Origin of the sequence: Streptomyces coacervatus, assembly GCF_029223485.1 — a bacterium.
Taxonomy (GTDB): domain Bacteria; phylum Actinomycetota; class Actinomycetes; order Streptomycetales; family Streptomycetaceae; genus Streptomyces; species Streptomyces coacervatus.
This window is the reverse complement of the sequence record NZ_JARHTP010000002.1, coordinates 534,846-547,890: the sequence shown is the minus strand read 5'-3', so window position 1 is coordinate 547,890 and position 13,045 is coordinate 534,846. Positions and strand designations below refer to the sequence as shown.

The 13,045-nt window shown below is 69.6% G+C and carries 1 protein-coding gene (running past one end of the window); it reads left to right on the top strand.

Annotated elements, in window-relative coordinates; genetic code table 11:
• A protein-coding gene (locus tag P2Q00_RS06275; RefSeq protein WP_275770356.1) for a non-ribosomal peptide synthase/polyketide synthase crosses the window boundary here: on the top strand, window positions 1-13,045 show its 3' portion. The gene continues 6,869 nt to the left of window position 1, outside the view; only the last 13,045 of its 19,914 coding nucleotides appear in the window; its start codon lies off the left edge, out of view; its stop codon occupies window positions 13,043-13,045.

The following is a 13,045-nucleotide window of genomic DNA, read 5'->3' as shown; positions in this document are numbered from 1 at the left end:
GGTGCTGAACGAGGCACGCATGATCTTGGCGGGGCGTGGTGGGGAGTTGGCGGATCCGTTGCCGTTCCGGGACTTCGTGGCGCAGGCGCGGGGTGGGGTGGAGCGGTCGGAGCATGAGCGGTATTTCGCGGGGCTGTTGGGCGATGTGGTGGAGCCGACGGCTCCGTACGGGCTGGTGGATGTGCATGGTGATGGTGTGGGTGCGGTGCGGGCGCAGCTGCCGGTGCGGGCGCCGGTGGTGGCCGCGGTACGGGGCTTGGCACGACGCCTTGGGGTGAGTCCGGCGACGCTGTTCCATGTGGCGTGGGCGCGGGTGTTGGGAGCGGTGTCGGGGCGTTCGGATGTGGTGTTCGGGACGGTGTTGTTCGGGCGGATGAATGCGGGTGCGGGTGCGGACCGGGTGGCGGGGTTGTTCATCAACACTTTGCCGGTGCGGGTGGGGTTGGCGGGGACGGGTGTGGTGGAGGCGGTGTCGGGGATGCGTGGTCAGCTGGCCGCGCTGCTGGAGCATGAGCATGCTCCGTTGACGCTGGCCCAGCAGGTCAGTGGGGTGCCGGCCAACACACCGCTGTTCACCTCCCTCTTCAACTACCGGCACAACGCCGCCCAGGAAACCGACGAGAAGCGGGTCGAAGGGATCAGGACCCGCTACAAGCAGGAGCGCACCAACTACCCGCTGAGCGTCGCGATCGACGACGACGGAACGGGACTCTGGCTGACGGTCGATGCGCTGGCCCCAGCCGACTCGAAGGCCGTGTGCGAACTGCTGCACACCGCGGTGGAGAACCTGACGACCGCGCTGGGCGAGGCACTGGACACCGACACCGACCTGCCGCTTCATGACGTCGACGTCATGGACGACACCGAGCGTCGCAGGGTGCTGGAACAGTGGAACGACACGGCCGTCGCGCTGCCCCGCAACCTGGTGCCGGAGCTGTTCGAGGCGCAGGCGGCGCGGACCCCGGATGCGGTGGCAGTCGAGTGCGACGGGGGCGAGCTGACGTATGGGGAGTTGGAGGCGCGGGCGAATCGGCTGGCCCATCGCCTGATGGCCGCGGGGGTCGGGCCGGAGTCGATCGTTCCTGTGCTGTTGGGACGTTCGGCCGACCTGGTGGTCGCACTCCTGGGCGTGTGGAAGGCGGGGGCGGCCTATCTTCCGGTGGACCCCGGGTATCCGGCGGAGCGCGTGGCGTTCGTACTGGCGGATGCCGGTGTCGAGTACGCGGTGACCACGTCGGGACTGGCCGCTGCGCTGCCCGACGGTGTGTCCGCGGTGGTGCTCGACGATCCGGAGACGGTGGCTGCGCTCGCGGAGGAGTCGGCGAGCTCTCCCGGTGTGGCACTGCGTCATGAACATGCGGCGTACGTCATCTACACCTCGGGCTCGACGGGCCGGCCGAAGGGCGTGGTGGTGTCGCACGGAAGTCTGCTGAACTTCCTGAACGACATGGGCGTGCGCTTTCCGCTCACCGAGCAGGACGTGTGGGTCGGGGTCACCACCGTGTCGTTCGACATCGCCGCCCTTGAGCTGTACCTGCCGCTGATCAGCGGCGCGCGGCTGGTGCCGGCACCGCGGGACGTGGTCGTCGACCCGGTGGAACTGGTCGCTCTGCTGCGCAGGAGCGGCGCGACGATCATGCAGGCGACTCCGTCACTCTGGCGGGCCGTGCTCGCTGAGCTGTCGGAGGCCGACACCGGGCTGCCGGAGATGCGGCTGCTCGTCGGTGGCGAGGCGCTCCCTGCGCCGCTGGCGGAAACGATGAGCGCGCTGGGCGAGACGACGAACCTGTACGGGCCGACGGAGACCACGATCTGGTCGACGGCGGCACGGGTGGACGGGTCGGCGGGCGCTGATGACACAGACCCGCCGATCGGGCGGCCGTTGGACAACACGCGGGTGTTCGTTCTGGACGATGCGCTGTCCCCGGTGCCGGTGGGTGTGGCGGGTGAGTTGTACGTCGCTGGTGCGGGGTTGGCGCGGGGTTATGCGGGGCGGGCGGGACTGTCGGCCGAGCGGTTTGTGGCATGTCCGTTCGGGACGGGTGAGCGGATGTACCGCACCGGGGACCGTGTGCGGTGGGGTGGCGACGGCCGGCTGGTGTTCGTGGGGCGTGCGGACGAGCAGGTGAAGATCCGGGGGTTCCGGATCGAGCCGGGTGAGGTGCAGACGGTCGTCGCCTTGCATCCGGGGGTGGACCAAGTGGCGGTGGTGGCGCGGGAGGACGTGCCGGCGGACATACGGCTGGTGGCCTATGTGGTGGCGAAGGAGGCGCAAAGCACGGCCGCGGGACTGTCGGAGCCGGTACGGCAATTCGTGGCCGAGCGGTTGCCGGAGTACATGGTGCCGTCGGCGGTGGTGGTACTGGACGCGCTGCCGTTGACCGCGAACGGAAAGGTCGATCGCCAGGCGTTGCCGATGCCCGCCCACGGTCAGGAGTCCGGCACGGGTCGAGGCCCGGCCACGGTACAGGAGGAGCTGCTCTGCGGCGCCTTCGCACAGGTGCTGGGGCTGGCGGGGTTCGGCGTCGATGACGACTTCTTCCGGTCGGGCGGACACTCGCTGCTGGCGGTGCGGCTGGTGAGCCGGATACGAAGCGTGTTGGGGGTGGAACTTCCCCTCCGGGTGTTGTTCGAGGCCTCGACGCCGGCGGCGTTGGCGGGGCGGTTGACGGAGGCGGGGAGTGCGCGGTCGGCGTTGGTGGTGCGGGAGCGGCCGGAGCGGGTGCCGTTGTCGTATGCGCAGCAACGACTGTGGTTCGTCGGGCAGTTGGAGGGCCCGAGTCCGGTCTACAACCTGCCCGTCGCGTTGCGGTTGTCGGGGGCGGTGGACGCGGGCGCGTTGAACGCGGCGCTGCGGGATGTGGTGGGTCGCCACGAGGTGCTGCGCACGGTGATCGGGGTGGCCGACGGCGAGCCGTACCAGCAGATCGTGGAGCTCCCGGAGCTCCAGTGGGACCTGGAGACGGTCCAGGTCGCGGAGGAGGAACTGGCCGCCGCCATCGGGCGAGCGGCGGCATGCACCTTTGACCTTGCGACCGAAGTGCCCATCAAGGCATGGCTGTTCACCACCGGTCCTGAGGCGCACGTGCTGGTACTGGTGGTGCATCACGTGGCAGGGGACGGCTGGTCCATGGGACCGCTGGCGCGGGACATCTCGACGGCATACGCGGCCCGTAGGACCGGCCATACGCCGGCGTGGGATGCGTTGGCGGTGCAGTACGCGGACTATGCGTTGTGGCAGCGGGAGTTGCTGGGGGATGGGGACGATCCGGGCAGTGTGTTGGCCGGGCAGGTGGGGTATTGGCGGGGGGCGTTGGAGGGGGCGCCGGAGGAGTTGGTGTTGCCGTTCGACCGGCCGCGTCCGGCGGTGGCCAGTCATCGGGGTGTGGGGGTGCCGTTGGAGGTGTCGGCCGGGTTGCATCGGCGGCTGGTGGAGGTGGCGCGGGAGCAGGGCGTCACGTTGTACATGGTGTTGCAGGCGGCGTTGGCGGTGTTGCTGTCACGGCTGGGCGCGGGCACCGACATCCCGATCGGGTCCGCCACCGCCGGACGCACCGACGAGGCACTGGATGAGCTGGTCGGGTTCTTCGTGAACACCGTCGTGGTCCGCGCCGACCTGACGGGTGACCCCACCTTCACGCAGCTGCTGGCGCGAGTGCGGGAGACGAGCGTGGCGGCGCTCTCGCATCAGGACGTGCCGTTCGAGCGGCTGGTGGAGGAACTGTCACCGGTCCGCTCGCTGGCCCGCCACCCCCTGTTCCAGGTCATGCTGACGCTTCAGAACACCGACCGCGCCACCCTCGACCTGCCAGGAGCTCACACCGACGGCCTGGCCAACGGCACTCCGATGGCACGGTTCGACCTCGATCTGACCATCGCCGAGGTCGTCGATGCTCAGGGGAGTCCCGCCGGGCTCCGCGGTGCACTGATCGGTGCGGCGGATCTCTTCGATGCCGGGTCGGTGGAGCGGATGGCTGCGGGCTGGGTGCGGGTTCTTGAGGCGCTAGCCGGCGATCCCGATGTGCCGCTTCATGGCGTTGATGTCATGGGTGACATCGAGCGGTGGCGGGTGGTGGGGGAGTGGAATGACACGGTGGTCGAGCTGCCGGTGGGGACATTGCATGGGTTGTTCGAGGTGCAGGTGGGGCGGAGTCCGGGTGCGGTGGCGGTGGTGTGTGACGGGGTGGAGTTGACGTATGCGCAGCTCGATGTGCGGGCGAATCGGCTGGCGCGTCGTCTGATGGCTGGGGGTGTGGGTGTGGAGTCGGTGGTGGGGGTGTGTCTGGAGCGTTCGGTGGATTTGGTGGTGGCGCTGCTCGCGGTGCTCAAGGCGGGTGGGGCGTATGTGCCGTTGGATCCGGAGCTGCCGGTGGAGCGGCTGGCGGTGATGGTCGCGGATGCCGGTGCGGTGTGTGCGGTTACGGCGAGTGGGCTGGCCGGTGTGCTGCCGGAGGGTCTGGTGCGGGTGTTTGTGGATGACCCGGGTCTGGAGGACGTGCCGGGGACATCGCCGGGGGTGGTGGTGGATGCCGGGTCTGCTGCGTACCTCATCTTCACCTCCGGGTCGACGGGTCGGCCGAAGGGTGTGGTGACGTCGCATGCGGGGATTGTGAACCGGTTGGGGTGGATGCAGGAGCGGTTCGGTCTGGCGGCGGGTGAGCGGGTGTTGCACAAGACGCCGTTCGGTTTCGATGTGTCGGTGTGGGAGTTGTTCTGGCCGTTGGTGCAGGGCGCGACCATGGTGGTGGCGCGGCCGGGCGGGCATCGGGATCCGCAGTATCTGGCGGAACTGATGGAGGTGCAGCGGGTGTCGACGGTGCATTTTGTGCCGTCGATGCTGGAGGTGTTTGTGGCGGAGCCGGCGGCGGGGGGCTGCGGGAGTCTGCGGCGGGTGGTGTGTTCGGGCGAGGCGCTGGGCCTTGCGGTGCAGGAGCGCTTCTTCGAGGTGTTCGGTCCGGGGACGGAGCTGCACAACCTGTACGGGCCGACGGAGGCGTCGGTGGATGTGACGGCGTGGCGGTGTGTGCCCGGCCAGGACAGCGGGCCGGTGCCGATCGGTGTGCCGGTGGCCAACACCCGCGTCTACGTCCTGGATGCGCGTCTGATGCCGGTGCCGGTGGGTGTGGCCGGTGAGCTGTATCTGGCCGGGGTGCAGCTGGCGCGGGGTTATGCGGGCCGTCCGGGGCTGACCGCGGAGCGGTTTGTGGCGTCGCCGTTCGGGGTGGGCGAACGGCTGTATCGCACCGGCGATGTGGCTCGGTGGAGTGCGGCCGGGCAGGTGGAGTATCTGGGGCGTGCGGATGACCAGGTGAAGATCCGGGGCTTCCGGATCGAGCCGGGCGAGGTACAGGCAGTCATCGCCATGCATCCGCAGGTCGGGCAGGCGACGGTGATCGTGCGTGAGGATGTTCCGGGTGACCAGCGGCTGGTCGCTTACGTCGTGCCGGTGACAGGTGCGAGTGCCGGACTGGGCGAGACGGTACGGCAGTTCGCAGCCGCCGGGCTGCCGGAGTACATGGTCCCGTCGGCTGTCATGGTGCTCGACGCGCTGCCGGTCACCGCCAACGGCAAGCTCGACCGCAGGGCTCTGCCCGCCCCAGACCCGGCCGTTGGCACGAACCGGGAACCGGCCACGGTGCAGGAGGAGTTGCTCTGCGGCGCCTTCGCCCATGTCCTGGGCGTGGAGGCCTTCGGGGTGGATGACGACTTCTTCCGCCTCGGCGGCCACTCCCTCCTCGCGATGCGGCTGGTCAGCCGTATCCGCACCGTCCTGGGCGTCGAACTTCCCCTCCGGCTGTTGTTCGAGGCGTCGACGCCGGCGGCCTTGGCGGGGCGGCTGACGGAAGCGGGTGGGGCGCGGTCGGCGTTGGTGGTGCGGGAGCGGCCGGAGCAGGTGCCGTTGTCGTATGCGCAGCAACGGCTCTGGTTCATAGGGCAGTTGGAGGGGCCCAGTGCGGTCTACAACCTGCCGGTGGCGTTGCGGTTGTCGGGAGACGTTGATCCGGTGGCGTTGAATGCGGCGCTGCGGGATGTGCTGGGCCGGCACGAGGTGTTGCGTACCCGGTTCGGGGTTTTGGACGGAGAGCCTTACCAACAGATCATCGAGGTCCAGGACTTGGTGTGGGACCTGCAGGTGGTGGAGGTCGCGGAGGACGAGTTGGCGGCCGCCATCGGGCGGGCGTCGGGGTACGAGTTCGATCTGGCGGCCGAGACGCCGGTGCGGGCGTGGCTCTTCGCCACCGGGCCTGAGCAGCATGTGCTGGTGTTCGTGGTGCATCACATCGCTTGGGACGGCTGGTCGATGGGGCCCCTGGCCCGGGATGTCTCGGCCGCGTACGCCGCGCGTCAGGAGGGTCGTGAGCCGCACTGGTCGGCGTTGCCGGTGCAGTACGCGGACTACGCGTTGTGGCAGCGGGAGTTGCTGGGCGACCAGGATGACCCCGACAGCGTCATGGCGCAGCAAGTGGCCTACTGGCGGGCGGCGTTGGACGGGGCGCCGGAGGAGCTGGCGTTGCCGTTCGACCGGCCACGTCCGGCCGTGGCCAGCCACCGCGGTACGGCGGTGTCCCTTCAGATCCCCGGTGAGCTGCATCAGCGGCTGGTGGAGAGGGCGCGGGAGCAGGGCGTGACCCTGTACATGGTGTTGCAGGCGGGTCTGGCCGTACTGCTGTCGAGGCTGGGCGCCGGCGACGACATCCCGGTCGGGTCGGCCATCGCCGGGCGGACCGACGAGGCCTTGGACGATCTCGTCGGATGCTTCGTGAACACCCTGGTCGTACGGACCGACCTGTCCGGCGATCCCACGCTCGGGCAGGTGCTGGAGCGGGTGCGGGAGACGAGCCTGGCCGCCTTCGCGCATCAGGACGTGCCGTTCGAGCGGCTGGTGGAGGAACTGGCACCGGCCCGCTCGCTGGCCCGGCACCCGTTGTTCCAGGTCGTGCTCACCTTCCAGAACACCGGCGGCATCGACCTGCCGAGCGTGCAGATCAAGGGCATGGCGGCGGGCTCGCCGTTGGCGAAGTTCGACCTCGATCTGCTGATCGGGGAGGTCTTCGACAGCGAAGGTCGGCCCGCAGGCCTCCTGGGTTCGCTCACGGGAGCGGCCGACGTATTCGACGCCGAGTCGGTCGAGCGGATCGCGGAGCGTTGGACACGAGTCCTTGAGGCGCTGGCGGATGATCTCGCTACCCGGGTGAGCACGGTGCCCGTACTCGAGCCGAGCGAGCGCAGGCGGGTGTTGAGCGAGTGGAACGACACGGGTGTGGATGTCGCGCCGGTATCGGTGGCGGGGTTGTTCGAGGCGCAGGTGGCGCGGACGCCGGATGCGGCCGCGGTCGTGTGCGAGGGCAACAAGCTGACGTATGCCGAGCTGGATGCGCGGGCGAATCAGCTGGCGCATGCGCTGATCGGTCGCGGTGTGGGGGCGGAGTCGGTGGTGGGACTGTGTCTGCCGCGCGGGGTGGACATGATTGTGGCGATCTTGGGGGTGTGGAAGGCGGGGGCGGCGTATGTGCCGGTCGATCCGGAGTATCCGGCGGAGCGGATCGCGTTCATGCTGGCCGACAGCCGGGCGGCGGTGCTGGTGGGCACGGAGGAACTGCTGGAGGAGCTGCCGGTGGGGCGGCTGGTGACGGTGGAGGTGGATGCCACGGCGACGCGCGCGGCGCTGGCGATGCTGCCGACCACGCCGCCGGCGGTCCCGGTGGCGCCGGAGCAATTGGCGTACGTCATCTACACGTCGGGTTCGACGGGCCGGCCCAAGGGCGTGGCGGTGACCCACCGCGGACTGACCAACTACGTGGCATGTGTGCCGGGCGAGCTGGGTCTCGGCCGGCCGGGCGCCCGGTATGCGGTCCTGCAGGGGCAGGCGACGGACCTGGGTAACACCGTCGTGTTCGGCTGCCTGACCACAGGCGGCGAGTTGCATGTACTGCCCGCCGAGGCGGCGGTGGATGCGACGGCGGTGGCCGAGTACCTGGCGGCGCATGGCATCGACCACCTGAAGGCCGTGCCCTCGCATCTGGCGGCACTCGGCGCGGTCGGCGGGCTGGAAAGGGTGCTTCCGCAGCGCGCGCTGGTCCTGGGCGGGGAGGCGGCGTCTCCTGCCTGGACGGAGGGGTTGCTGGCGGCCGCGGGTGAGCGGGCGGTGTTCAACCACTACGGCCCGACCGAGACCACGATCGGAGTGGCCACCGGCCGGCTGACGGCCGAGGTGGTGGCCGACGGGGTGGTGCCGCTGGGAAGGCCGGTGGGCAATACGCGGGCCTATGCGCTGGATGAACGACTGCGGCCGGTGGCGCCGGGCACGAATGGCGAGTTGTACGTCGCCGGGGCACAGCTGGCCCGTGGCTATGTGGGCAGGGCGGGGCTGTCCGCGGAGCGCTTTGTGGCCTGCCCGTTCGCCATCGGCGAGCGGATGTATCGCACCGGGGACCGGGTGCGATGGACGGCGGACGGGCAGCTGGTGTTCGCGGGTCGTGCGGATGAGCAGGTGAAGATCCGCGGCTTCCGGATCGAGCCGGGCGAGGTACAGACGGTTGTCGCCGCGCACCCTGCCGTACGCCAGGCGGCCGTGATCGCCCGCGAGGACACCCCGGGCGACCGGCGCCTGGTCGCCTACGTCGTCCCCGAGGACCAGGACGGTGGCGAAGGCCTGCCGGCGCTGGTGCGCCGGTACGCGGGCGAGCGCCTGCCCGAGCACATGGTGCCGTCGGCGGTGGTGGTACTCGATGCAGTGCCCCTGACCGGCAACGGCAAGCTGGATCGCAAGGCGCTGCCGGCACCGGACCACGCGGGCACGGTCACCATCGGCGGCCGCGGTCCGAGCACGGCGCAGGAGGAGATCCTGTGCGCCGCGTTCGCGGAGGTTCTAGGAGTGCCGACGGTGAGTGTCGACGACGACTTCTTCGAACTCGGAGGGCATTCTCTGCTTGCCGTACGCCTTGTGGAGTTGCTGCGGCCGCGTGGAGTCTCGCTCTCCGTACGGACGCTCTTCGAGACGCCGACCGTGGCCAGCCTGGCGGCTGCGGCGGGTGCGGAGCAGGTGGTGGTGCCGGAAAACCGTATCCCGGTGGGTACGGAGGTGATCACTCCGGAGATGCTGCCGCTGGTGGAGCTGGACGAGGACGAGATCGACACCGTGGTGGCCACGGTCGAGGGTGGGGCGGGCAATGTCGCGGACATCTATCCGCTGGCGCCCCTGCAGGAGGGCATCCTCTTCCACCACCTGATGACAGACGCAGGCGCACGAGATGTGTATGTCATGCCGGTGGTCCTGGAGTTCGACTCGCGTGCCCGGGTGGGCGGGTTTGCCGCTGCGTTGCAGCAGGTGGTGGACCGGCATGACATCTACCGCACGGCGGTGGTGTGGGAGGGATTGCGGGAGCCGGTGCAGGTGGTGGCGCGTGCGGCGGTGCTGCCGGTGCGCGAGGTGGCGCTGGAGTCGGGACCGGATCCGGTGCAGCAGCTGTTGCGGGCGGCCGGGTCGACGATGGATGTGACCCGGGCACCCCTGTTGGACCTGCACATCGCCGCACATCCAGAAGGCGACGGCCGCTGGCTGGCGTCTCTCCGTATCCACCAGATGGTTCGCGACCACACGGCCATGGACGTGCTGCTGGGAGAAGTGCGGGCGATTCTGGCGGGGCGTGGTGGGGAGTTGGCCCGGCCGTTGCCGTTCCGGGATTTCGTGGCGCAGGCGCGTGGTGGGGTGGAGCGGGCGGAGCACGAGCGGTATTTCGCGGGGCTGTTGGGCGATGTGGAGGAGCCGACGGCGCCGTACGGGCTGGTGGATGTGCATGGTGATGGTGCGGGTGCGGTGCGGGCGCAACTGCCGGTGCGGGCGCCGGTGGTGGCCGCGGTACGGGGCTTGGCACGGCGTCTTGGGGTGAGTCCGGCGACGCTGTTCCATGTGGCGTGGGCGCGGGTGTTGGGAGCGGTGTCGGGGCGTTCGGACGTGGTGTTCGGGACGGTGCTGTTCGGGCGCATGAACGCCGGCGCCGGCGCGGACCGAGTCGTCGGCCCCTTCATCAACACGTTGCCGGTGCGGGTGGAGTTGGCCCAGACAGGTGTGGTGGAGGCGGTGTCGGGGATGCGTGGTCAGCTGGCCGCGCTGCTCGAACACGAGCACGCTCCGCTGGCACTGGCGCAGAAGGCCAGTGGGGTGCCGGCCAACACGCCTCTGTTCACCTCCCTCTTCAACTACCGGCACAACGCCGACCAGCGCGCGACCCCGAACAGTCAGGAGGCCACCAAGGAGCGGGTCGAGGGCATCAGGACGGTGCTCATGGAGGAGCGCACCAACTATCCGCTGACGGTGTCGGTCGATGATGTGGGTGAGGGGATCTGGCTGACGGTTGATGCGCTGGCGCCTGCCGATTCGGAGGCGGTGTGCGGGCTGTTGCACACGGCGGTGGAGAGCCTGGCGGCGGCGTTGGGTGAGGCGCTGGACACCGACTCCGATGTGCCGCTTCATGGCGTTGATGTCATGGGTGACATCGAGCGGCGGCGGGTGGTGGGGGAGTGGAATGACACGGTGGTCGAGCTGCCGGTGGGGACATTGCATGGGTTGTTCGAGGTGCAGGTGGGGCGGACTCCGGGTGCGGTGGCGGTGGTGTGTGACGGGGTGGAGTTGACGTATGGGGAGTTGGAGGTGCGGGCGAATCGGCTGGCGCATCGCCTGATGGCTGCGGGTGTGGGTGCGGAGTCGGTGGTGGGGGTGTGTCTGGAGCGTTCGGTGGATTTGGTGGTGGCGCTGCTGGGGGTGCTCAAGGCGGGTGGGGCGTATGTGCCGTTGGATCCGGAGTTGCCGGTGGAGCGGGTGGCGGTGATGGTCGCGGATGCGGGGGCGGTGTGTGCGGTTACGGCGAGTGGGATGGCCGGTGTGCTGCCGGAGGGTCTGGTGCGGGTGTTTGTGGATGATCCGGGGCTGGTGGACGTGCCGGGTGTGTCGCCGGGGGTGGTGGTGGATGCGGGGTCTGCGGCGTATGTGATGTTCACGTCGGGGTCGACGGGGCGGCCGAAGGGTGTGGTGACGTCGCATGCGGGGATTGTGAACCGGTTGGGGTGGATGCAGGAGCGGTTCGGGTTGGCGGCGGGTGAGCGGGTGTTGCACAAGACGCCGTTCGGTTTCGATGTGTCGGTGTGGGAGTTGTTCTGGCCGTTGGTGCGGGGCGCGACGATGGTGGTGGCGCGGCCGGGTGGGCATCGGGATCCGGAGTATCTGGCGGAACTGATGGAGGTGCAGCGGGTGTCGACGGTGCATTTTGTGCCGTCGATGTTGGAGGTGTTTGTGGCGGAGCCGGCGGCGGCGCGGTGTGGGTCGCTGCGGCGGGTGGTGTGTTCGGGCGAGGCGCTGGGCCTTGCGGTGCAGGAGCGGTTCTTCGGGGTGTTCGGTCCGGGAGTCGAGCTGCACAACCTGTACGGGCCGACGGAGGCGTCGGTGGATGTGACGGGGTGGCGGTGTGTGCCCGGCCAGGACAGCGGGCCGGTGCCGATCGGTGTGCCGGTGGCCAACACCCGGGTGTATGTGCTGGATGCGGGTCTGATGCCGGTGCCGGTGGGTGTGGCCGGTGAGCTGTATCTGGCCGGGGTGCAGCTGGCGCGGGGTTATGCGGGCCGTCCGGGCCTGACGGCGGAGCGGTTTGTGGCGTCGCCGTTCGGGGTGGGCGAACGGCTGTATCGGACGGGGGATGTGGCGCGGTGGAGTGCGGCCGGGCAGGTGGAGTACCTGGGGCGTGCGGATGACCAGGTGAAGATCCGGGGCTTCCGGATCGAGCCCGGCGAGGTACAGGCAGTCATCGCCGCGCACCCCGCCGTACGCCAAGCGGCGGTCATCGTACGAGAAGACACTCCAGGTGAGATGTCCTTGGCCGCCTATGTCGTGCCAGTGGCGGACGCAGGCACCGAACTGGCAGAGACGGTACGGCAGTTCGCGGCCGCCGGGCTGCCGGAGTACATGGTGCCGTCGGCGGTCGTGGTGCTGGATGAGCTGCCGGTGACCGCCAACGGCAAGCTCGACCGCAAAGCCCTCCCCGCCCCCGACCCCACCGCCGGAGTGGCCGGAGCGGCTGTCACCGGACGTGGGCCGATCACCGCGCTTCAGCGGTTGATGTGCGACGCGTTCGCCGAGGTCCTGGGCGTGGAGAGCGTCGGGGTGGACGACGACTTCTTCCGTCTGGGCGGGCACTCACTCCTCGCGGTGCGGCTGGTGACGCGACTGAAGGCTCGCGGAGTGACGGTCCCGGTCAGGAGCCTGCTTACGGCACCGTCGGTGAGCGGGCTCCTGAAGCGGATGAATCTCTCTTCCCTGCACGACGCGCTCGACGTCCTGCTGCCGATCCGTACACAGGGCAGCCAACCGCCCCTCTTCTTCGTCCACCCCGCCGGCGGACTCAGCTGGTCGTACATGCCACTGGCCCGATTCGTTCCCGAGGACATTCCGCTGTACGGGCTGCAGGCCCGAGGGCTCGATGGAAGGAGTGCGCTGTCGGGCTCGGTCAGGGAGATGGCGGCCGACTACATCGAGCAGATCCGCACGGTGCAGAAGACCGGCCCCTATCACCTCCTCGGCTGGTCCTTCGGAGGGTTCCCGGCGCACGAGATCGCCGTCCAGTTGCAGGCGGCGGGCGAGGAGGTCGCGGCGCTGGTCATCATGGACACGTATCCGAACCCGCCGGGAACAGAGGTCGGGGCACCGGAGCTCGATGTGGTGCCCGAGCATCTGCTGAACCGGGTGCGGGAGGAAGCGGGCGAGGTACTCGGAGCGATCACGGACGACGAACTGATCTCTCTCGGACGGGCCTTCCTGAACAACGGCGCACTCAAGGGCCGTCACAACCTCGGGCGGTTCACCGGGGACGCGCTGGTCGTGGTCGCGACCGAGGGCAGGGCGCAGGACGAGCCCACCGCGGAGCTCTGGAGGCCGCACATCTCCGGAGACATCTCGGAAGTCCGCCTGCCGTACGGGCATTCGGAGTTGGTGCGCCCCCAGGTGCTGGGCGAGGTGTGGGACGCCGTGTCGGCCTGGCTGGCGCGGGAGGACTGA